Annotated in this window: 21 protein-coding genes and 1 pseudogene; 13 read left to right on the top strand and 9 right to left on the bottom strand. The window is 71.7% G+C overall.

The window, feature by feature from the left end; genetic code table 11:
• The first annotated feature begins 37 nt into the window (after window positions 1-37).
• The 4 genes from CG740_RS08090 (at window position 38) to CG740_RS08080 (ending at window position 2,476) form a co-directional block, all read left to right on the top strand.
• A complete protein-coding gene (locus tag CG740_RS08090; RefSeq protein WP_100574323.1) occupies window positions 38-1,330 on the top strand; it encodes a CynX/NimT family MFS transporter in 1,293 nt (430 codons plus the stop codon).
• A gap of 30 nt (window positions 1,331-1,360) precedes the next feature.
• On the top strand, window positions 1,361-1,477 hold the full coding sequence (locus CG740_RS41505; RefSeq protein WP_261711291.1) for an SGM_5486 family transporter-associated protein: 117 nt from the start codon (window positions 1,361-1,363) through the stop codon (window positions 1,475-1,477).
• A gap of 179 nt (window positions 1,478-1,656) precedes the next feature.
• Window positions 1,657-1,863, top strand: coding sequence for a hypothetical protein (locus CG740_RS08085; RefSeq protein WP_100574322.1), 207 nt, complete (start codon window positions 1,657-1,659; stop codon window positions 1,861-1,863).
• Between the two features lie 94 nt (window positions 1,864-1,957).
• Window positions 1,958-2,476 carry a SixA phosphatase family protein gene (locus CG740_RS08080; protein WP_100574321.1) on the top strand — a complete coding sequence of 173 codons (519 nt, stop codon included), beginning with the start codon at window positions 1,958-1,960 and terminating at the stop codon, window positions 2,474-2,476.
• 116 nt (window positions 2,477-2,592) lie between these two features.
• Here CG740_RS08080 and serB read toward each other — a convergent pair whose 3' ends face one another.
• Window positions 2,593-3,834, bottom strand: a complete 1,242-nt coding sequence (gene serB, locus CG740_RS08075) for a phosphoserine phosphatase SerB (RefSeq protein ID WP_100574320.1) — start codon at window positions 3,832-3,834, stop codon at window positions 2,593-2,595.
• Window positions 3,835-3,932: 98 nt separating this feature from the next.
• Window positions 3,933-5,735 (bottom strand): streptophobe family protein, encoded by a 1,803-nt coding sequence (locus tag CG740_RS08070; protein WP_100574319.1) that lies wholly within the window; start codon window positions 5,733-5,735, stop codon window positions 3,933-3,935.
• Window positions 5,736-6,082: 347 nt separating this feature from the next.
• Between CG740_RS08070 and CG740_RS08065 the strand changes: the two genes are divergently transcribed.
• Window positions 6,083-8,608: an ABC transporter ATP-binding protein/permease gene (locus tag CG740_RS08065; RefSeq protein WP_100574318.1), complete on the top strand. Its 2,526-nt coding sequence runs from the start codon at window positions 6,083-6,085 to the stop codon at window positions 8,606-8,608.
• A gap of 121 nt (window positions 8,609-8,729) precedes the next feature.
• On the opposite strand, the gene CG740_RS08060 is transcribed toward CG740_RS08065, so the two are convergent.
• The 3 genes and pseudogenes from CG740_RS08060 to CG740_RS08050 all read right to left on the bottom strand — a co-directional run.
• On the bottom strand, window positions 8,730-9,407 hold the full coding sequence (locus CG740_RS08060) for a transglycosylase SLT domain-containing protein (RefSeq protein WP_100574317.1): 678 nt from the start codon (window positions 9,405-9,407) through the stop codon (window positions 8,730-8,732).
• Between the two features lie 269 nt (window positions 9,408-9,676).
• The gene (locus CG740_RS08055) at window positions 9,677-10,804 is read right to left on the bottom strand and encodes an S-adenosylmethionine:tRNA ribosyltransferase-isomerase (protein ID WP_100574316.1); all 1,128 of its coding nucleotides are present in this window, start codon (window positions 10,802-10,804) and stop codon (window positions 9,677-9,679) included.
• 92 nt (window positions 10,805-10,896) lie between these two features.
• Window positions 10,897-11,589: pseudogene (locus CG740_RS08050) on the bottom strand (SDR family NAD(P)-dependent oxidoreductase); the annotation flags it as partial.
• Window positions 11,590-11,891: 302 nt separating this feature from the next.
• On the opposite strand from CG740_RS08050, the gene CG740_RS08045 reads away from it, so the two are divergent.
• The 3 genes from CG740_RS08045 to CG740_RS08035 all read left to right on the top strand — a co-directional run bounded on the left by CG740_RS08045 (window position 11,892) and on the right by CG740_RS08035 (window position 14,130).
• The gene (locus tag CG740_RS08045; RefSeq protein WP_100574314.1) at window positions 11,892-13,076 is read left to right on the top strand and encodes a GAF domain-containing sensor histidine kinase; all 1,185 of its coding nucleotides are present in this window, start codon (window positions 11,892-11,894) and stop codon (window positions 13,074-13,076) included.
• Window positions 13,069-13,713, top strand: coding sequence for a response regulator (locus CG740_RS08040; protein ID WP_100574313.1), 645 nt, complete (start codon window positions 13,069-13,071; stop codon window positions 13,711-13,713). Before CG740_RS08045 ends, CG740_RS08040 begins: the two co-directional genes overlap by 8 nt.
• Window positions 13,714-13,887: 174 nt before the next feature.
• Window positions 13,888-14,130, top strand: coding sequence for a chaplin (locus CG740_RS08035; RefSeq protein WP_100574312.1), 243 nt, complete (start codon window positions 13,888-13,890; stop codon window positions 14,128-14,130).
• Window positions 14,131-14,205: 75 nt separating this feature from the next.
• On the opposite strand, the gene CG740_RS08030 is transcribed toward CG740_RS08035, so the two are convergent.
• Entirely contained in the window at window positions 14,206-14,991 is a 786-nt protein-coding gene (locus CG740_RS08030; RefSeq protein WP_100574311.1) for a hypothetical protein, read from the bottom strand.
• 149 nt (window positions 14,992-15,140) lie between these two features.
• Here CG740_RS08030 and CG740_RS08025 point away from each other — a divergent pair, with 149 nt between their 5' ends.
• From CG740_RS08025 to CG740_RS08010, 4 genes are all read left to right on the top strand, one after another.
• Window positions 15,141-15,932, top strand: coding sequence for an ABC transporter ATP-binding protein (locus tag CG740_RS08025; RefSeq protein ID WP_100574676.1), 792 nt, complete (start codon window positions 15,141-15,143; stop codon window positions 15,930-15,932).
• A gap of 50 nt (window positions 15,933-15,982) precedes the next feature.
• The gene (locus tag CG740_RS08020) at window positions 15,983-16,414 is read left to right on the top strand and encodes an NfeD family protein (RefSeq protein ID WP_100574675.1); all 432 of its coding nucleotides are present in this window, start codon (window positions 15,983-15,985) and stop codon (window positions 16,412-16,414) included.
• An 80-nt stretch (window positions 16,415-16,494) separates the two neighbouring features.
• Window positions 16,495-17,442, top strand: coding sequence for an SPFH domain-containing protein (locus CG740_RS08015; RefSeq protein ID WP_100574310.1), 948 nt, complete (start codon window positions 16,495-16,497; stop codon window positions 17,440-17,442).
• A 190-nt stretch (window positions 17,443-17,632) separates the two neighbouring features.
• On the top strand, window positions 17,633-18,406 hold the full coding sequence (locus CG740_RS08010) for a sulfite exporter TauE/SafE family protein (protein ID WP_199846375.1): 774 nt from the start codon (window positions 17,633-17,635) through the stop codon (window positions 18,404-18,406).
• A gap of 106 nt (window positions 18,407-18,512) precedes the next feature.
• Here the strand turns inward: CG740_RS08010 and CG740_RS08005 are convergent, their stop codons facing one another.
• The 3 genes from CG740_RS08005 to CG740_RS07995 all read right to left on the bottom strand — a co-directional run bounded on the left by CG740_RS08005 (window position 18,513) and on the right by CG740_RS07995 (window position 20,583).
• Window positions 18,513-19,028: an HNH endonuclease gene (locus CG740_RS08005; protein WP_100574309.1), complete on the bottom strand. Its 516-nt coding sequence runs from the start codon at window positions 19,026-19,028 to the stop codon at window positions 18,513-18,515.
• 179 nt (window positions 19,029-19,207) lie between these two features.
• Entirely contained in the window at window positions 19,208-19,744 is a 537-nt protein-coding gene (locus CG740_RS08000) for a YbhB/YbcL family Raf kinase inhibitor-like protein (RefSeq protein ID WP_100574308.1), read from the bottom strand.
• A 56-nt stretch (window positions 19,745-19,800) separates the two neighbouring features.
• Entirely contained in the window at window positions 19,801-20,583 is a 783-nt protein-coding gene (locus tag CG740_RS07995) for a sporulation protein (protein ID WP_100574307.1), read from the bottom strand.
• A 183-nt stretch (window positions 20,584-20,766) separates the two neighbouring features.
• Between CG740_RS07995 and CG740_RS07990 the strand changes: the two genes are divergently transcribed.
• Window positions 20,767-21,408: a DNA-3-methyladenine glycosylase gene (locus CG740_RS07990; protein WP_100574306.1), complete on the top strand. Its 642-nt coding sequence runs from the start codon at window positions 20,767-20,769 to the stop codon at window positions 21,406-21,408.
• Window positions 21,409-21,704 lie beyond the last annotated feature (296 nt).

The raw sequence follows: 21,704 nt of genomic DNA, 5'->3' as shown, positions 1-21,704 counted from the left end.
TGGACAACCAATCATCCCATGATTCTATGATGGCATCATGCCCGACGAAGAGACCACCACGCTGAGCCCCGCGCCCACCGTCCCCGCCGCGCCCCCCGAAGCCCCCGCACCCGCCGGCGCGGCCCGGGTGCCGACGTGGACGCGCTGGCTCGTGCCGCTCGCGCTGGTGCTCGCCGCGGTCAACCTGCGCCCCGCGATCACCAGCCTCGGCTCGCTGATGAAGGAGGTCACCGGCGGGCTGCACATGAGCGGCGGCATCGCCGGCGTCCTCACCTCGGTGCCCGCGTTCTGCTTCGCCGTCTTCGGCATCATGGCGCCGCGCCTGGCCCGCCGCTTCGGCCCCGGCGCCGTCGTCTTCGCGGGCATGGCCGCCATCACGGCGGGCCTGCTCCTGCGCTCCTTCGCGGGCGGCACCGTCACCTTCCTCGCGGCCAGCGCGCTCGCCCTGATGGGCATAGCCCTCAGCAACGTCCTGATGCCGGTCATCGTCAAGCGGTACTTCCCGGACCGGGTCGGCTCGATGACCGGGCTCTACTCGATGGCGCTCGCCGCAGGAACCTCGCTCGCCGCCGTCACCACCGTGCCCCTCACCGACGCGCTCGGCGGCAGCTGGCGCCAGGGCCTCGGCATCTGGGCGCTGCTCGCCGTCGTCGCCGTGGCGGTCTGGATCCCGCTGACCCGCGACCGCTCCGGCAGCGCGGGCCCGGCCATCGGCGCCACGGACGAGGCGGCCCCCGCCCTGCGCATCACCCGCAGCGGCACCGCCTGGGCCCTCGCCTGCTTCTTCGGCCTCCAAGCCACCGGCGCCTACATCACCATGGGCTGGATGCCGACGATCTTCCGCGACGCGGGCGTCTCGGCCGGCACCGCCGGGCTGCTCCTGTCCATCACCATGGTCATGGGCGTGCCGCTCGGCTTCGTCATCCCGTGGCTCGTCAACCGGCTGCGCAGCCAGGGCCCGATCGTGGTCGCACTCGGCGCCTGCGGCCTGGCCGGCTACGCCGGGCTCTACCTCGCGCCGGCCTCCGGCGCCTGGGCCTGGGCGCTGCTGCTCGGCGTCTCCAACTGCGCCTTCCCGCTCGCCCTGACGATGATCAGCAAGCGGTCCCGGAGCCATGCGGGCGTGGTGCGCCTGTCGGCCTTCGCCCAGTGCGTCGGCTATCTGCTCTCCATACCCGGCCCCCTCCTGGTCGGCGTGCTGCACGACCGCAGCGGCGGCTGGGACCTGCCCATCGCCCTGATGGCGGGCCTGATGGTCCCGCAGATCGTCGTCGGGATCCTGGCCGGGCGCGACCGTACGATCGAGGACGAGGCCGGGGCCCGGCGATAGCGGACCAAACCGGGATGCGACACTGACCGCATGCCAGTGCTCGAACCCAATCCGCAGAACAGCCACAAGAAGCTCCTGCTCGTGCTCGGCGCGATGCTCGCCGTCACGGTCGTGGTCGCCGTCATCGCGACGCTCGCCTCCCCCTGACCACGGCCCGGCCGGGCCGTGGTGGTGCTGGCCCCCCATCCCCTAGGGGGTCAGGGTCAGGGTCAAGTGGGTGGGTCACCGGATGGGACGACCCCCCTCGCATCCGTAGGTTCTGAGGTACCGCGACGGACACCCCGTCCGCCCGCGGAGCCCGAACCCAGCACCTCACGGAGGCGGTCATGTCGGCCCACACCCACCCCAGGTCCCCCCAACAGGGCGCCGGTGGCGTCGACTTCAAGCTGCCGTGGTGGGGCGTCGTGCTGCCCGCCGTCGCGTTCTTCGTGCTCCTCGCCCTCGTCATCGGCTCGGGCGACGCCCACGCCGCCACCGGCGACGGCACCCTCACCCACCTCGTCGACCGCATCCAGCACAGCCTGGCGCGCTGACCCCGGCCCGGCTCCCCGAGCACGCGCCTCACCCCTCCGGCCGAGCCTTCAACACCCTGCGCCCGGTGGCGCGATTCATGCGAAGCTGGGAACCATGAGCGTCGATACACCGCACAGGATCGTCCTTCTCCGGCACGCGAAAGCCGACTGGCCCGAGGTGTCCGACCACGACCGGCCGCTCGCCGAACGGGGCAGGGCGGACGCCCCCGCCGCCGGCCGCCGACTGGCCGCGACCGGCATCGCCCCGGACCTCGCCCTGTGCTCCAGCGCCGTCAGGACCCGCGAGACCTGGAAGCTCGCCGTCCACGAACTGTCGCAGCGCCCGCGCACGGTGTACGAGGAGCGGATGTACGAGGCGTCCCTCGGCGAGCTGATCGCGCTGGTCAACGAGACCCCCGAAGACGTCGGTGATCTGCTGCTCATCGGTCACAACCCGGGGATGCACGCCATGGCCGACGCGCTCGCGGGCGACGCCGACGGCGACGCGCTCTCGCGGATGAACCGCAGTGGCTTCCCCACCTCGTCCATCGCCGTGCTCAGCTTCAACGGCTCCTGGAAGTCCGTGGAGCACGGCGTCGCCACGCTCGTCGACTTCTGGGCCCCGCACGACTGACGGCTCGCCCCCTGTCCCGTACGCGACGAAGGCCCCGGCGCACACCGCGCGCCGGGGCCTTTCCCGTAGGTGCGTCCCGCTACGGCTCCGGTACGCCCGTCTCGGTACGGCGGTTCTCAGTCGAGGAGGCCGTCGGCCGCCTCGACCTCTTCCCGGGTGATGCCGAGCAGATAGAGCACGGTGTCGAGGAAGGGCACGTTCACCGCGGTGTGTGCGGCCTCGCGCACGACCGGCTTGGCGTTGAAGGCGACGCCGAGACCAGCGGCGTTCAGCATGTCGAGGTCGTTGGCGCCGTCGCCGATCGCCACCGTCTGAGCCAGCGGCACCCCCGCCTCGGCCGCGAATCTGCGCAGCAGCCGGGCCTTGCCGGCCCGGTCCACGATCTCGCCCGTGACCCGGCCGGTGAACTTCCCGTCCTCGATCTCCAGGGTGTTGGCGGAGGCGAAGTCGAGCCCGAGCCGGTCCTTGAGGTCGTCGGTCACCTGGGTGAACCCGCCCGACACCACGCCCACTTGATAGCCGAGCGCCTTGAGCGTGCGGATCAGGGTGCGGGCGCCCGGGGTGAGGCGGACCTCGGCCCGCACCTTGTCCACGACCGAGGCGTCCAGGCCCCGCAGCAGCGCCACCCGGGCGTGCAGCGACTGCTCGAAGTCCAGCTCGCCGCGCATCGCGCGGGCGGTGACCTCGGCGACCTCGGCCTCGCAGCCGGCGTGCGCGGCGAAGAGCTCGATCACCTCGTCCTGGATGAGCGTGGAGTCCACGTCCATCACCACGAGCCGCTGGGCCCGCCGGTGCAGCCCCGCCGAGACGACGGCCACGTCCACGCCCTGGGCCGCGGCCTCCGTCGCGAGCGCGGTGCGCAGGGGCGCCGTCTCGACGCCCGACACCGCGAACTCCACTGCCGTGACCGGGTACTTGGCGAGCCGGAAGATACGGTCGATGTTGCCGCCGGTGCCGGCGATACGGGCCGCTATGGCCGCCGTGGACTCCGCGGTCAGCGGGTGGCCGAGCACGGTGACATGTGAACGGCCGCTGCCGCGCGGTCTGTTGTCACCGGTGCCGGAGATGATCTCGGCCTCCAGGCGGAGCGACTCGGCCCAGCTGTGCACAGTGGCGCGCAGCTCGCCCTGGGAGGCCACGGTCGGTTCGGTGACCAGTGCGCACAGCACGAGCCGGCCACGGGAGACCACCTGCTCGATGTCGACGACGTCGACGGCGTAGGCGGCGAGGGTGTCGAAGAGTCCGGCGGTGATGCCGGGGCGGTCCTTGCCGAAGATCTTGACGAGGAGGGTCGGTACGTCAGAGCTCTGACCGGCGTCGGAGCCCTGGCCGGCGGGGGGCAGGGGCGATGGCGTCATGGTGATCCCACCGTATCGGCACGCGGCGCCCGGGCCGCACGGCGTCCCGCCCAGCGGACAGGGCCGCCCCCGTGCGGCCCCGCCCCAGCCCGCCCGGTTCAGCCGCGCCCCCTCGGCGTACCGGGCGGGGGAGGCGGCCCCTCCTCGGGACGCGCCCGGGGCCGGGGCCGCCGCCGGGGCCCCTCCGGCAGGGTGGGGGAGCCGTGCAGGTCCGGGGGCAGCTTCAGATACGGGTTGGTGTCCGGGTTCGGCGGGCGGTGGGGCGGCGCGGGGCGATACGGCCCCGGTACCCGCTCGCCGGGCGGCGTGGGCGCGCCCTCTGGCATCGGGTGGTGCGGGTCCGGTGCGCGGTCGTCGGGTGGTGCGGGCGGGAGGTTCGGCCCGGGTGCGCGGCCGTCGGGCGGTGCGGGCGAGTGGTTCGGCCCCGGTGCGCGGTCGGGCAGCGCGGGCGAGTGGGCCTGCCTCGGTACGCGCTCGTCGGCTGCCGCCGGTACCTCGCCCGGCGTCGCCGCGCGGGGCCCGGCCGCCCCGGCCCGGCTCAGCCTCGCCAGCGTTGCCGCGCCGCGCCCCGCCGCCCCCGACCGCCGGGCGAGCAGCGCGCCCAGGGCGCCCGCCGCAGCGCCCCACGCGGCGCCGAGCGGCAAAGCGAGGCCCGCGTCGCCGTGCAGCTCCAGACCCGCCCCGAACGTGTCGAAGCCCAGCACCGAAAGGGAGGCGTTCGCGGACACCTCGGTGAGCCACACCAGAAGGGGCAGCGCCACCGCGCCCACGGCGGCCAGCGACAGCGCGCACCGCCCCGTGAAGGCGCCCCCCGGATGCCCGCCCACCGGAGTCCGGACCGCGACCAGCACCCCCGCGCACAGCATCAGGCAGGCCGCCGCGACCGCCAACAGCCAGACCCGCTGGTCGAGTTGGGCGAGCCGCCCCAGGGTCAGGGGCCGGTCGGAGCCGGTGCTCAGCAGCCGTCCGACCGGATCGGGGAGCACGGTGGCGAGCGCGCCGGTGGCATGCCCGCTCCACGGCACGAACAGGCCCAGCGGGATCGCCGGCCCCACCGCGTTGGGCGCCCCGAGCAGCGCCGCGCCCGCGATCCGCGCGGGACGGGCGTCCCCGGCCGCCGCGTACGCCGCCGCCGCGAGCCCCGCCGCCACCGCCACCAGGACCACCGTCACCACGGCGGACACGGCGGGGCGTACCGCCCGGTGCAGCGCCGACCAGGCGCGCGGCAGCGGTGTGCGGCGCGAGGCGAGGAGGGCGACCACCAGGACCGCCGCCACCCAGCACGCCGCGCCCGCCAGCGAGTGCCCCGTGTCCACGCCGAAGCCGACCCGCGCCCTGGCGCCCGCGAGGCCGGCGAGCCGGCCCGGCAGCAGTCCGGCGATGTCCCCGAGGCCGGGGACGCCCGGCACCGCCGGCCCGTCCGCCCCGCTCGGGCCCAGCCGGGTGCCGTCCAGCGTGACGAGGTCGTGCCCGGCCCAGGAGAGACCGGCGACGACGGCGACGAAGAGCGCCGCCACCGCGGCCGCGCGCGCCGCCAGTTCGGCGCCGGGGACCGTGGCCCCGGCCGCCCGCAGTGAGCGCAGGAAGAAGAGGGCGAGCAGCAGGGCACCCGCCAGACCGACACCCAGTGGCGTGAAATCGACGTTCGTCCGCGCCTCGGCGCCGCTCAGGCCGAACGCCGAGACATCGCCGGACGGGGTGACCGAGCCGCCCGCACCGAGCACCACCACGGCCGCCGTCATCGGACCGAGCGAGCCCGCCGCGTCCGCCCCCAGCAGATGCAGCCCCAGCGCGGCCGTGCCCGCCATCGCGACCACGGCCCAGCTCACCGACGCGATCGAGGCGAGCGCGACATCGCCCCAGCGGATCGCGCCCCGGAACACGGTGCCGCCCCTGCCCATCAGAGCCCCCCGATACGAGCCGACTTGCCCCATTCCCTACCGAGAGCGCGTTTTCATCCGGAGCCAGATCATTTATGCGTGGACATCATGATCCATACGCACTCATGGGTTCTTACTACTCTCGGGGCGTGTTTGGCACCCGTCAACGGGCAGGCCCTCAGGGCCTGTTGCAGGAACGGGACCGTACTGTGCACGGTCTGTGCCGGTAATTCACAAGGCCCGGGTTTCGGATACGAGCCTGGGCCTGAAATAGTTCCCCACGATGTTCACCATCCCTAGACTCCCTGTGTCGGGAGTCACAGGCCTCCGGTGCGGAGGTCTTTCGGGGGACGACAAGTGGGGCTGGAGTGCCGGAACTCGTACTGGAATTGAATGGCAGCACCTGGACGCTCGATCCGTCCAGGTCCTACACCCTCGGGCGTGATCCGCAAGGTGACCTCGTGGTCGACGACGCCAGAGTCTCGTGGCGGCACGCCACGCTCAGCTGGAGCGGCCGGAGTTGGGTCATCGAGGACCACGGATCGACCAACGGCACCTATGTGCGGGGCCAGCGGATCCACCAGATGGACATCGGCCCCGGCTCCTCGGTCCACCTCGGCAACGCGACCGACGGCCCGCGGCTGAATCTGACCGGCGCCGCCGCGGCCGCCTACGCACAGCCCTCCGCCCAGCAGGCGCAGGCCGCCCCCGTCCAACCCCAACCCCAGCAGACCCCGCCCCAGCAGGGCGGTTGGTCCCAGCCGCAGCAGCCCCAGCAACCCCAGCAGGCGCAGGTCCCGCAGCAGCAGTGGCAGCAACCGCCGCCCCAGCAGCCGCAGTTCCCGCAGCAGGGCGGCCCGGCGGGGGCCGCGCCCGCCTACGGCGACCGCAGCCCGACCACGTTCCACCAGGTCGCGCTCGGCCGCGTCATGCGCATCGGCCGTGCCCTGGAGAACGAACTGGTCGTCTCCGACCTCCAGGTCTCGCGCCACCACGCCGAGTTCCACGCGACGCCGGACGGCCGGATGGAGATCCGCGACCTCGGATCCCACAACGGCACCTACGTCAACGGCCAGCCGATCGCCAAGGGCGGCAGCGTCCTGCTCGGCCCGCAGGACATCGTCGGCGTCGGCCACTCCACCTTCCGCATCGTCGGCGACCGGCTCGAAGAGTTCGTCGACACCGGTGACGTCTCCTTCTCCGCCCGCCATCTGACCGTCACGGTCGACGGCGGCAAGGACATCCTCAAGGACGTCTCCTTCGGCGTCCCCGAGAAGTCCCTCATCGCGGTCATCGGCCCCTCGGGCTCCGGAAAGTCGACCCTGCTCAAGGCGCTCACCGGCTACCGGCCCGCCAACAAGGGCGACGTCCTCTACGACAACCGCAACCTCTACAAGCAGTTCGCCGAGCTGCGCCAGCGCATCGGCCTGGTCCCGCAGGACGACATCCTGCACAAGGAGCTGACCGTCAAGAAGGCGCTGAAGTACGCGGCCAAGCTGCGCTTCCCCGCCGACACCACCGAGAGCGAGCGCCAGCAGCGCATCGACGAGGTGCTGCGCGAGCTCAAGCTGGACATCCACAAGGAGAAGAAGGTCACCTCCCTCTCCGGTGGCCAGCGCAAGCGGGTCTCGGTGGCCCTTGAACTCCTGACCAAGCCGTCGCTGATCTTCCTCGACGAGCCCACCTCGGGCCTCGACCCGGGCATGGACCGCGACGTCATGCAGCTCCTGCGCGGTCTCGCCGACGACGGCCGCACCGTCCTGGTCGTCACCCACTCGGTGGCCGAGCTCGCGATCTGCGACAAGCTGCTCGTGATGGCCCCGGGCGGTTCGGTCGCCTACTTCGGGCCGCCCGAGGAGGCGCTGAACTTCTTCGGCTACGGCACCTGGGCCGATGTCTTCTCCGCCTTCGAGAGCTACCGCGACTACGACTGGGCGGGCCGCTGGAAGGGCTCGCAGCACTACCAGATGTACGCCGCGGACATCGACGCCGTCGCCCCGCAGTCGGTGCAGATGCCGCCGGCCCAGGCGATCAAGCCGCCGAAGCCGCAGGGCTGGGTCTCCCAGCTGTGGACGCTGATGCGCCGCTACGTCTCCGTCATCGCCTCCGACAAGGGCTTCCTCGCCCTGTCGGTGGCCCTGCCGGCGGTGATCGGCTCGGTCAGCGTGGTCATCCCGGCGAAGTTCGGCCTCGCGCCGCCCACCCCGCCGTCCCGGTTCAACGGCGACGCCGGCACGATCATGCTGATCCTCGCGGTCGGCATGTGCTTCTCCGGCGCGGCCAACTCCGTACGAGAACTGATCAAGGAACGGGTCATCTACGAACGGGAACGGGCCACCGGCCTGTCCCGCTCGGCGTACCTGATGTCCAAGATCCTGGTGCTCGGCGTCATCACGGCCTTCCAGGGCGTGATCCTCTGCGTCATCGGCTTCTCGACCCGCAAGCTGCCCGCCGAGGGCCTGGTGATGCCGCCCGCGGTCGAGATGTGCCTGGTCGTGATCGCGCTCGGCTTCACCTCGATGATGTTCGGCCTGATCATCTCGGCGCTGGTGAAGACCTCCGAGAAGACCATGCCGCTCCTGGTCATGTTCGCCATCGTCCAGGTCGTCTTCACCGGCATCCTGTTCAAGGTCTACGACTCGCTCGGCCTGGAGCAGTTCGCCTGGCTGATGCCGTCGCGCTGGGCCATCGCGGGCGTCGGCACGACGCTCGACCTCTCGCACCTGATGGCGCCGATGGACCAGAGCGATCCGACCAACCTCGACCCGCTGTGGAAGCACGACGCCACGCAGTGGTTCACCGACATCTCGGTGCTCCTGGTGATCGGCATCGCGCTCGGCTTCGTCGTCGCACGCCTGCTGCGCCGCCACGAGCCCGAGGTCATGCGCAAGTGACCGGCCGCTGACCGGACCCGGTCACGGCGAAGGGCGGCACCCCGCACGGGGTGCCGCCCTTCTTCGCTCACCGGCCCTGGCACTTCGCTCACCGGCCCTGGTGCCCAGCCCCCGAAAGGGATCAGTAGGCGCTGTTGACGTTGTCCATCGAGCCGTACTTGTCGGCCGCGTAGTTGGCGGCGGCCGTGATGTTGGCGACCGGGTCGTAGATGTTCCACGAGGTGCCGGGCACGTGGTAGGCGTTGAACGTCGGCTGGATGACCTGGAGCAGGCCCTTCGACGGGATGCCGTTGATGGCGTTGATGTCCCAGCCGTTGATGGCGTTCGGGTTGCCGGTCGACTCGCGCATGATGTTGCGGTGCAGACCGTCGTAGGTGCCCGGGATGCCCTTGCTCTTCATGATGTCGAGGGACTGGCGGATCCAGCCGTCGAGGTTGTTGGCGTAGACCGGCTTGCGGGCGGCGGCGCGGCTCGCGGCGGCGGCCTCGTCGCGCTTCTTCGCCTCGGCCTCGGCCTTCGCCTTGGCGTCCGCGGCGGCCTTGGCCTTCGCGGCGACCTGGGCCTGCTTGTCCGCGGTCACGTGCTGCTTGGCGACGTTCTGCGAGACCGTCTTGGCGCTGGCGACGGTCGCCGAGAAGGCGGCGGGCTCGGCGGCTATGGTCGCGGCGTTGCCCGACTGACCCGTCCCGGGGAAGACCGAGAGGGCGAGAGCGGCGGCGCCGAGGACGGCGACACCGGCAATCGAGATCTTGTGCGTCTGGGGCAGACGACTGTGACCAGGGTTGCTGGACTCGGGCATGGCTGTTGGACCTCTTCCGAATGACTGGGGACGGCGCAGTGAAGCGCCGCGGCGGTTGGCCGCAGCGCTGTGCGACGAGAGCCATTGTTAGCGGCCGCAAAATCTCGTGGCAAAGCTGCTACATACGAAGCCGGGTAGTGGATCAGGAGCCGACAAAAGGCGCCTCGTACCCACTCCCGACGGGCTCACACGCCCTTTATCCATCCACTAGCCGGCTTCGTAAGTGATGTGCGTCCTATGCTCGGGCTCACATCGGGCAGGTAACAGAATCACCAGACGTTGCTGGAGCAATGCGCAGTGTGAGGGTTCTCCTCCGGGAGGAGGAGATGGACGTCCCCGAACTCGTGCCACAGGTAGAGCCGGCTCAGCGCCTGGTCGTAGGCGACGGCCAGCGCCTCGCGCCCCGCGATCGCCTCCAGCATCAGCAGATGCGAGGCCTCCGGCTCGTGCAGCCCCGTCAGGAGCCCGTCCACCACCCGCACCCCGCGCCGCGGCGTCACCACGAGATCCGTGAACCCGGCAGCCTCCCGCACCACCCCGTCGGGCCCGGCCGCCGACTCCAGGGCCCGCACCGCCGTGGTCCCTACGGCCACGATCCGCCCACCCGTCTCCCGCCGCCCCTGCGCGGAAGCACCGCGCACGCCCCTTCCCCGACCCGCCCGCGCCGCGTTCACCAACAGCGCCGTCGACCGCGGCACCTCGAAGCGCTCCGGGTACGGCGGCTCGTGGGCCTCCGCCGATGCCACCCCCGTATGCAGCGTGACCGGCGCGAACCGCACGCCCCGCCGCACCAGATCCGCGACGAGCCCGGCCGTGAAGGGCCGTGCCGCACTCGGCATCTCCGCCGAGCCGAGCCCGTCGGGCGCGGGCAGCGCGAACACCGTCTGGTAGGCCGCCAGCGGCTGGTCCCGCTCGGTGTAGGAGTACCGGATGGGCCGCCCGTACCGGCGCATCAGGCCCGGCACGTCCCGGGCCGACACCCGCGCCCACCACAGCCGGTCCGGGCTCAGCGCCTCGTCGAGCACCAGGCGCTGTCCGCCGGGCAGCGCCACGGCCGTTTCGGCCCGGTCCCCGGTGCGCCGCTCGGTGCTCCCGGACGCCGTGGGTGTGCGCAGCTCCACCGCCCAGCGTCCGTCCGCGCCCAGCGTCGAGAAGTGCACCACCACCGGCGCCCCCGCCACCGCCCCGTCGACCGCGGCGGGCAGCGTCTGCGAGGTGTTGACCACCAGGACGTCACCGGCCCGCAGCTGCCCGGCCAGATCGCGGAAGGCGTGGTGGGAGACCTCCGTGCCGCGCGACACCATCAGGCGCACGTCGTCGCGCCCCGCCCCGCGCACCTCCGCGGGCACCGAGGCGAGCAGGCCGTCCGGCACCCGCACCCTCAGGGGCGCCGTCATCGCCCGGCCTCCCCGCGGCCGCCCCCGAGATCGGTCTGCGCGCGATCACCGGGGGGACCGGCCTGCGCCTGGCCGTCCACGCCACCGGCCTCCCGGCCGGCCACCAGCGCGGGAGCGCCGTACCGGCCGCTCGGCGGGCGCTCGTCGAGCAGCCGCAGGAACCCCGGCACCACCGCCGACGGCTCGGGCCGCCCCGAGTCGTCGTCCGGCACCGCCGCCGCGTACAGATCGGTGCGCATGTCGCCCGGGTCCACCGCCCACACCCGCAGGCCCGGCTCCTCCACGGCGAGCACCGCGGCCAGCTGGTCCAGGGCCGCCTTCGACGCCCCGTACCCGCCCCACGTCCCGTACGCCTCGGCCGCCGCGTCCGAACTGACCGCGACCACCGCACCCGCCGGGGCCGCCCGCAGCAGCCCGAGCCCCTCCTGCACGAGCCCGAGCGCCGCGACCACATTGGTCTCCAGGGCCGCCCGCAGCCCCGCGAGGCCCAGCTCCGCGAGCGCCACCAGCGGCTCGGCGCCCAGCGCGGAGGCGTTGTTCACCAGCAGATCGAGCCCGCCGAGCTCCCGCGCCGCGGCCACCAGATCCGCCCGGTGCCCGGCGTCGGTGACGTCCCCGGGCAGCGCCACGACCTTCGTGCCGTACGGTTCGAGGCCGCGCGCCGCCTCCTTCAGTACGGGCGCCGTCCGGGCGTCCAGGACCAGGTCCCAGCCACGCTCCGCGAGCCCTTCGGCCAATGCCCTGCCGAGCCCCTTCGAGGCCCCCGTGATGATCGCAACCGGCATGATGTCCGACCCCTCTGTTCCGTCCGTCGGGCTCTGCCCGAGGTGCTGTCGCCTCGCGCCGCGTGCGGGGCGGCCCGTTCTCCCGGACCGTCCGCCGACCGGTCGGCCGCCGCACGCGTCGACGGATTCAGCGTGGCTCCGGGCGCAGCCGCGCCGCCTCGGACGCGGGGCCCGGCCCGGGAAGGCACTTCGCCCTAGGGCCGGCGGCCCCTCAGGGGCACTCCGGCCTAGGCCGCCCGCCCTAGGCGGTGGCCGTCCACAGGCCGAGGCGCGCTGTCGCACCCCGCCGGTACGGTGACCACATGAGCCGTCCCGCCGATCCCGCCGGAGCAGGTCAGAGCCCGTCCCCGAGCGCGGGCCTCGCCGCCGTGAGCACCGCCCTGCTCGCCATGAGCAGGCACCTGGAGGTCGGGGACGTCCTCAAGACGATCACCGCGTCCGCGCGCGAACTCCTGGACGCGGAGTACGCCGCGCTCGGCGTCCCCGACGACCACGGCGGCTTCGCCCAGTTCGTGGTCGACGGCGTCAGCGACGAGCAGTGGCGGGCCATCGGACCGCTGCCGCGCCAGCACGGCATCCTCGCCGCGATGCTCCACGAGGAGAAGGCCGAGCGCCTCGACGACGTCCGCAAGGACCCCCGCTTCGAAGGCTGGCCCGCCGCCCACCCCGACATGTCCGACTTCCTCGGCATGCCGATCCGCGACGGCGACGAGACGCTCGGCGCCCTCTTCCTCGCCAACAAGCGCTGCCCCCGGCCCCGCCCCGGCGGCGGCTGCGGCTTCACCGAGCACGACGAGGAACTGCTGCGGCTGCTCGCCCAGCACGCCGCGATCGCCCTCACCAACGCCCGCCTCTACGAGCGCAGCCGCGAGCTGACCATCGCCGAGGAGCGCTCCCGGCTCGCCCACGAACTGCACGACGCGGTCAGCCAGAAGCTCTTCTCGCTCCGCCTCACCGCCCAGGCCGCCACCGCACTGATCGACCGCGACCCGGCCCGCGCCAAGGGCGAGCTCCAGCAGGTCGCCTCCCTCGCCGCCGAGGCCGCCGACGAACTCCGCGCCGCCGTCGTGGAGTTGAGGCCCGCCGCCCTGGAGGAGGACGGCCTGGTGCACACCCTGCGCACCCAGATCCAGGTCCTCGACCGGGCGCACGCGGCCCGCGTCACCTTCGCCAACCGGGGCGTGCGCGCCCTGCCCCCGGCCCAGGAGGAGGCCCTGCTGCGCGTCGCCCAGGAAGCCCTCCACAACGCCCTTCGCCACTCCGGGGCCGGCCGCGTCGAGGTGGTCCTGGAGCGCAGCGGCCAGGGCGCCCTCCTGCGGATCGGTGACGACGGCCGGGGCTTCGATCCGGGCCTGGTCCGCCGCGCGGGCCGCCACCTCGGCCTGGTCTCGATGCGGCACCGGGCGAGCGGAGTCGGCGGCCGGCTCACCGTGCAATCGGCACCCGGCGAGGGCGCCACGATCGAGATGGAGGTCCCCGGTGGCTGACAAGGTGATCAGGGTCCTGCTCGTGGACGACCACCAGGTGGTCCGCCGAGGACTGCGTACGTTCCTGGAGGTACAGGACGACATAGAGGTGGTGGGGGAGGCCTCCGACGGCGCCGAGGGCGTCGCCCGCGCCCAGGAGCTGAAGCCGGACGTCGTCCTGATGGACGTCAAGATGCCGGGCATGGACGGCATCGAGGCCCTGCGCAAGCTCCGCGAGCTCGCCAACCCGGCGAAGGTCCTCGTCGTCACCAGCTTCACCGAGCAGCGCACGGTCGTCCCGGCCCTGCGCGCCGGCGCCTCCGGCTACGTGTACAAGGACGTCGACCCCGACGCGCTGGCCGGAGCCATCCGCTCGGTGCACGCCGGCCATGTGCTGCTCCAGCCCGAGGTCGCCGGCGCCCTGCTCAGCCAGGACGAGGGATACGGCGGCACCGGGCGCGGCACGACCCTGACCGAACGCGAGAAGGAGGTCCTGGCGCTGATCGCCGACGGCCGCTCCAACCGGGAGATCGCCCGCCACCTCGTCCTGTCCGAGAAGACCGTCAAGACCCACGTCTCGAACATCCTGATGAAACTCGACCTCGCCGACCGCACCCAGGCCGCCCTGTGGGCCGTGCGGCACGGTGTGACCGGCTGAAACGCGGCGAACCGAACGGCGAACCGAACAGGAAAGCGGACCGTCAGGGTCCGGTAGAAGATTCATACCGTCGTGTGGATGTCACCCACATAGCGCACCCCCCGGGGCGACCCGGCGTTCTCCATGGCATGCCGCGCCGGCCCGGCCGCGGCGACGACCAGGAGGATCCAGAACATGAAGCTCAACAAGGCTCTCGCCGTCACCGTGCTCGCCGGAGGCGCCCTCGCCGCCGCGACCGGTGCAGCCTCCGCCCACGGCGGGGCCGACGCCGACGGCAAGGCCCAGAACTCCCCGGGCGCCGTCTCCGGCAACCTGGTCCAGGTTCCGGTGCACGTGCCGGTGAACGCCACGGGCAACGCGGTCAGCGTGATCGGCGTCCTCAACCCGGTCTTCGGGAACCAGAGCTCCAACTTCTGACCGCGCCCACGCGGTGACCTCCGGCCCCCGGGTCCCACCCGGGGGCCGTCCCCTTTCCCGCCCCGCTTCCCGGGCTCAGCCCCGCTGCCGCTCCTCCACATACGCGTTGTACGCCGCGACCCGGGCCCGCCGCGCCACCCGCTCCACCGGCCGCAGCACCTCGCCCCGCGCCGCGATCTCGGAAGCGCTCACCGCGCCCCCGTGCCCGTTCTCGTACGCGAGCGACACCAGCAGCGCCACCCGCCGGGCCAGCTCCAACACCCGTACCGCACGCGGCGGATACCCCGGTGCCAGCACCTCCTCGTCGGGGCCCTCGACCCGCGAGCGGTACGCGTCGATCGCGGCGGCCGCCGCCGGACCCGAACCCGCCACGTCGAGCCGGGTCAGCGCGGCCGTCGCGTCCCGCAGCCCCTCCGCGAGCTCGCGCTCCGCCTCGCCGAGCGAGGGCACGTCCGCGGGCGGCGCCTCACGCACCGCGAGGCAGTGCCACACGACCTCCACGTGCACGTCCCCGGCGGGCCCGGCCTCGTACACCTCGGGCACCAGGCCGTACGGCGCCCCGAACCCGACCACGGCCTCCTCGGCCTCCAGCGCCCGCGCGTTGAACTCCGCCGGACCGCTGAGCCCCAGCGGATGCCCGGCCACCGGGAGCGCGAGCCGCCACCCGCTCACCCCGAGCGTGCGCAGCCGCCCGAGCGCGAAGGTGAGCCCCACGGGCGCGGACTCGCCCGGCAGCCCCTCGACGCGGTGCACCGCATCGTCCCCGACGATTGCGAGCGCCGCGTCGTCCGGTGAGACATTTCCGGCCAACAGGGCATTTCCCCAAGCGGCCAGCCGACCTGAACGTGGTTCCGAGAACATGGACTCCAGCCTAGGGAAACCCTGCGACCGGACCTAGAGGCGGGATCACTTCGCCAGTGGCGTAGGTTTTCCCTGGGGACCGCGCCCACCGGCGCGTCCCGGAACGCACTCGCGAACTCAAGACGATGGCATGGGGAGACAACGCGCTCATGAGCGATGTACTGGAGCTGGTGGACGTATCCGTGGTCCGCGACGGACGCGCTCTGGTGGACGACGTCTCCTGGTCGGTCAAGGAAGGCGAGCGCTGGGTCATCCTCGGACCCAACGGCGCAGGCAAGACCACCCTCCTCAACATCGCCTCCAGCTACCTCTTCCCGAGCACCGGCACCACCCGGATCCTCGGCGAACAGCTCGGCCGGGTCGACGTCTTCGAGCTGCGCCCGCGCATCGGCGTGGCCGGCGTCGCCATGGCCGACAAGCTCCCCAAGCGCCAGACCGTCCTGCAGACCGTCCTCACCGCCGCCTACGGCATGACCGCCACCTGGCAGGAGCAGTACGACGCCGTCGACGAGGACCGCGCCCGCGCCTTCCTCGACCGGCTCGGCATGACGGACTTCCTCGACCGCAAGTTCGGCACCCTCTCCGAGGGCGAGCGCAAGCGCACCCTCATCGCCCGCGCCATGATGACCGACCCCGAACTCCTCCTCCTCGACGAGCCCGCCGCCGGCCTCGACCTCGGCGGCCGCGAGGACCTGGTCCGCCGCCTCGGCCGGCTCGCCCGCGACCCGTACGCGCCCTCGATGATCATGGTCACCCACCACGTCGAGGAGATCGCCCCCGGCTTCACCCACGTCCTCATGATCCGCCAGGGCAAGGTCCTCGCCGCCGGCCCCATGGAGACCGAACTCACCTCCCGCAACCTCTCCCTCTGCTTCGGCCTGCCCCTCCTCGTCGAGCACCGCGGCGACCGCTACACGGCCACCGGGCTCCCGATGAGCTAGTCAGGGCCTTCGCGCCCTGTCGGTCGGGGGACGCCCCGACCTACCATGACCTGGTGAACATCGAGGCGTGGGTGTGGTGGCTGATGGCCGCGGTGGCACTGGGCATCCCCCTGGTGCTGACCGCCATGCCGGAGTTCGGCATGATGGCGGCCGGCGCGGGCGCCGCCGCCATCGGCGCCGGCCTCGGCCTCGGACCCGTCGGACAGGTCCTCCTGTTCATCGCCGTCTCCGTCGCCCTCATCGCCGTCGTACGCCCCATCGCCGCCCGCCACAGCGTCGGCCGCCCCCAACTCGCCACCGGCACCGAGGCGTTGAAGGGCCGTCAAGCCACCGTCCTGGAACGGGTCGACGCCGAAGGCGGCCGGATCAAACTCGCCGGCGAGGTCTGGTCGGCCCGCGCACTCGACACGGACTCCGTGTACGAGCCCGGACACCAGGTCGACGTCGTCGAGATCGACGGAGCCACTGCCATCGTCATGTGAACCATGCCAGGATCATCAAGTCCGGTAAACGCCAACGCTTTCCGGAGCATCCGAGAGCAAGAAGGGCACGGGGATAAGCGATGCAACCGATCATCATCGTCCTGATCATTCTGGTGGTGCTGGTCTTCATCGCCCTGATCAAGACCATCCAGGTGATCCCACAGGCCAGCGCCGCCATCGTGGAGCGCTTCGGCCGCTACACCCGGACACTGAACGCGGGCCTGAACATCGTCGTCCCGTTCATCGACTCGATCCGCAACCGGATCGACCTCCGCGAACAGGTCGTCCCCTTCCCGCCCCAGCCGGTGATCACCCAGGACAACCTGGTCGTCAACATCGACACCGTCATCTACTACCAGGTGACCGACGCCCGCGCCGCCACCTACGAAGTCGCCAGCTACATCCAGGCGATCGAGCAGCTCACCGTCACCACCCTCCGCAACATCATCGGCGGCATGGACCTGGAGCGGACCCTGACCTCCCGCGAGGAGATCAACGCGGCCCTCCGCGGCGTCCTCGACGAAGCCACCGGCAAGTGGGGCATCCGCGTCAACCGCGTCGAGCTCAAGGCGATCGAGCCGCCCACCTCCATCCAGGACTCGATGGAGAAGCAGATGCGCGCCGACCGCGACAAGCGCGCCGCGATCCTCCAGGCCGAAGGTGTACGGCAGTCGGAGATCCTGCGCGCCGAAGGCGAGAAGCAGTCCGCGATCCTGCGCGCCGAAGGTGAGGCCAAGGCCGCCGCCCTGCGCGCCGAGGGCGAAGCCCAGGCCATCCGCACCGTCTTCGAGTCCATCCACGCCGGAGACCCCGACCAGAAGCTGCTCTCCTACCAGTACCTCCAGATGCTCCCGAAGATCGCCGAAGGCGACGCCAACAAGCTCTGGATCGTGCCCAGCGAGATCGGTGACGCCCTCAAGGGCCTCTCCGGCGCCTTCGGCAACCTCGGCGGCGGCATGCCCGGCTTCAACACCGGCAACAAGGGCAACGGCGCCGTCGAGCGCCGCGAGGAACCCCCCGTCGATTGACCCGCACGACCCGGACCAGGACCCCCGCGCGGCCGGGCCACACCCGACCCGGCCATCCGCGCACCAGGCCGGCCACCCAGAACGACCCGTGGTATGGGGCCAGTTGACTGCCCCGTACACGGTTCATGCATGATCAGTGCGGCCCCTCGACCTCCATGGCGGGGAGGCGACTCACTGAACGTGTAAGGAGATGGCCTTGTCCATCTGGGAAGCACTCGCCGTCTTCGCGGCCGGAATCGGCGCCGGCACCATCAACACGATCGTCGGATCCGGCACGCTGCTCACCTTCCCCGTGCTCCTGGCGACCGGCCTGCCGCCGATCACCGCCAATGTCTCCAACGCCCTCGGCCTGGTCCCCGGCTCCATCAGCGGTGCCATCGGCTACCGCCACGAACTGCGCGGCCAGACCCGCCGCGTCCTGCGCCTCGGCGGCGTCGGCCTCGCCGGCGGGCTCGCCGGAGCGGCCCTGCTGCTCGCCCTGCCCTCCTCGTCGTTCGACGCCATCGTCCCCGTCCTGGTCGGCCTGGCCCTCGTCCTCGTCCTGTTCCAGCCGCGCCTGGCCGCCGCCATCAAGCGCCGCCGCGAGGCCCAGGGCACCGAAGCCCACCCCGAAGGCGGCCCCGCCCTCCTCGTCGGCCTCTTCCTCGCCAGCATGTACGGCGGCTACTTCGGCGCCGCACAAGGAGTGCTCTACCTCTCCCTGATGGGCCTGCTCCTCTCCGAGAGCCTGCAACGCATCAACGCCGTCAAGAACATCCTCGGCGCTCTCGTCAACGGCATCGCGGCGGTCTTCTTCCTCTTCGTCGCCGAGTTCAACTGGACCGCCGTCCTGCTCATCGCCGTCGGCTCGACCATAGGAGGCCAGATCGGCGCCAAGGTCGGCCGCCGCCTCAAGCCCGCGGTACTGCGCGGCGTGATCATCGTCGTCGGCATCGTCGCGATCCTCCAACTCACCCTCAAATAACGGCAGTACGCCCCATAGACACACCACGAAGCCCGCCTTCGATCCGAAGGCGGGCTTCCCGCGAACAAGTCGACCCCGTACTACGCCACTCCTGCCGGAGCGTCCCCTACGCCGCCGGCACCGCCCCCGTGGACAGCCACTCCGGCAGCTCCGAGCGGTCCCCGACCGCCATCGCGAGCAGCATCGCATCGGCGGGCGACGGCACGAACGGCTGCCGCAGCAACGGCATCCCCGCCTCCTCCGGCGTCCGGTCCGCCTTGCGGTGATTGTCCTCGGCGCAGGACGCCACCGTGTTCAGCCACCCGTCCCGGCCGCCCTGAGCCCGCGGCACCACGTGGTCCACGGTCGTCGCGCGCCGCCCGCAGTACGCGCACCGGTGCTGGTCCCTGATCAGCACCCCCCGTCTCGACCACGGAGCCTGTCTTCGGAAGGGCACCCGGACATATCTGCACAGCCGGATCACCCGCGGCACCGGTATGTCCATCGTCGCCGCACGCATCCGCAGCTCGGGATGGGACTGCTCGACCACGGCCTTGTCCTGGAGCACCAGCACCACGGCACGGTTGAGCGTCACCGTCGACAGCGGCTCGAAGCTCGCGTTGAGTACCAGCGTGTCCCGCATCCTGCCCACCTCCGTAGTGCCGGCCCACCGACGCGGGCTGGGATCAACTCTGGCCGGGCTCGCCACGATGGACAACGCAATATCCGCGCCCGCCCCGGCGGTGAACCCGGACCGACAACAGAAAAATGCCCTGCCCTGATCTCTCCAAGACCAGGGCAGGGCAAACGGAAAACGAACGCTCAGCTCTCCGCGGGAGCCGTGTACTCACCGATGAGCTGGGCACGCCCGAGCGTGTGGAAGCGCAGATTGAAACCCACCACGGCGGGCGACGCCTCCGCGTCCGGACCGAGCTTCTCGCTGTCGACCGCGTACACCGTGAACACGTACCGGTGCGTCTCCCCGGCGGGCGGCGCGGCGCCGCCGAAGTCCTTCGACCCGTAGTCGTTGCGCACCTGCACCGCGCCGGCCGGCAGCCCCTCGAACTTCCCGCTGCCCGCACCCGCCGGCAGCTCCGTCACCGACGCCGGGATATCGAACACCGACCAGTGCCAGAACCCGCTGCCCGTCGGCGCGTCCGGGTCGAAGCACGTCACCGCGAAGCTCTTCGTACCGGCCGGGAAACCCTCCCACCGCAGCTGCGGCGAGGTGTTCCCGGCCGCATAGACCTGCGCGTCCTTGAGCACGGCACCCGGCTCGACGTCCTCGCTCACCACCGTGAACGACGGCACCTCGGGGTGGAAGTCATGGGGAAGCGGCGGCCTCTTGAGCTCGCTCACGTCGGCACCTCCTGATTCGTCGGCAACTGGTACGCCCGAGCCTAGGCGGTCCGCGCTCAGAACCAGGCCCGCCGCCCGCCGACCTCGGCCAGCCACTCGTTGACGTACCCGGACCAGTCCGTCCCGTGGAAATCGTTCAGACCGACCCGGAACGAGCGGTAGGAGTCGCTGCCCTCGCTGAACAGGCCCGGCTTCTTGTCCATCTCCAGGACCACGTCCATCTCACGGTCGTCCGCGACGAACGACAGCTCCACCTGGTTCAGACCCCGGTACTGCGACGGCGGATAGAACTCGATCTCCTGGTAGAAGGGCAGCCGCTGCCGCGTCCCGCGGATTTGCCCCTTCTCCATGTCCGCGCTCTTGAAGCGGAACCCCAGCCGGACGAACGCATCCAGGATCGCCTGCTGCGCGGGCAGCGGATGCACCTGGATCCGGTCCAGATCACCCGAATCCACCGCCCGGGCGATCTCCAGCTCCGTCGTCACCCCGATGTGCATGCCCCGCAGCTGCTGCCCGTCGATCGTCGTGACCGGCGTCTCCCAGGGGATCTCCAGGCCGAACGGCACCACGTGCACCGCACCCGCCTTCACCTCGAAGGCACCGCCCAGCCTCAGCTTCGTGAACTCGATGTCCTGCTTGTGCTCGTGCTCACCGCCCTCGACCTCGACCCGCGCCTGCAAGCCGACCGAGAGGCCCTCGACCTGCTGATCGACCGACCCGCCCTGGATCCGCACCTCGCCCTGGACGACTCCACCCGGCACCACATTGGTCTCCGTGAGCTCGGTCTCCACCGACGCCCCGCCGGCCCCCAAGCTCGCCAGCAGCCGCTTGAACCCCATGCCAGTCCTTCCCCTATGTCCCTGTCCGCTGTCCCCACGGACGACCACGTCATCCACGCCCAGGCCGATCGCCCAGGCCGATGCCTACGTCTGCGTCTTCTCGACGTCTTCTCGACCTCGACCCCTACGAACGCGCAACCGGCCCACCCGGTTCCACCCGCCCGTCCACTACCCTCGGACGCCATGATCGCGGGCACCGAACGTACGCCACTCACCCGGAACTTCTTCGACCGGCCGGTCCTGGAGGTCGCACCGGACCTCCTCGGCCGCACGCTCGTCCGCCTCACCGACGACGGCCCCCTCGAACTGCGCCTGACGGAGGTCGAGGCCTATGACGGCCCGAACGACCCGGGCTCCCACGCCTTCCGCGGCCGCACACCCCGCAACGACGTGATGTTCGGGCCGCCCGGACACGCGTACGTCTACTTCACGTACGGAATGTGGCACTGCCTCAATCTGGTGTGCGGCCCCGAAGGCCGGGCGAGCGGGGTGCTGCTGAGGGCGGGCGAGGTCCGGGTGGGCGCGGAACTGGCCCGCAAGCGTCGACTCTCGGCCCGGCACGACAAAGAACTGGCCAAGGGTCCGGCCCGCCTGGCCACCGCGCTCGACGTGGGCCGCGCCCTGAACGGCACGGACGCCTGCGCCGGCCCCGACGCCCCTCTCTCCGTGCTTACGGGTACTCCCGTGCCGCCCGACCAGGTGCGCAGCGGCCCGCGCACCGGGGTGGGCGGGGATGGCGCCCCGCACCCGTGGCGCTTCTGGATCTCGGACGACCCGACGGTCAGCCCCTACCGCGCGCATCAGCCCCGCAAACGCCGAACTTGACTCGGCCTCAAGCGAGGCCTAACGTAGCCCGAGCCGCTTGAGACGGGCCCTGCTGTTCAGCATCCCCAAGCGGCCATCCACTACCTACGATCGAACCCCAACGGGTGCGAATTTCGGCATGCCTTAATTCGAACTCGAATGACTCGATTATGAATGGCCGGGGAAACCCGCTAAAGTAGTGGTCACGCCGAAAGGGAAACGCGAAAGCGAAGATCTCGAAGCGAACCCCATTCCGACGGGGAATCGGACACGAAAGAGTCTGATAGAGTCGGGAACACGAAATACCGAAGGGAAGC

The sequence above is a fragment of the Streptomyces sp. CB01201 genome (genome assembly GCF_002803085.1).
Lineage (GTDB): Bacteria > Actinomycetota > Actinomycetes > Streptomycetales > Streptomycetaceae > Streptomyces > Streptomyces hundungensis.
The sequence above is the reverse complement of the archived record's forward strand: the minus strand, read 5'-3'. Positions and strand labels throughout refer to the sequence as shown.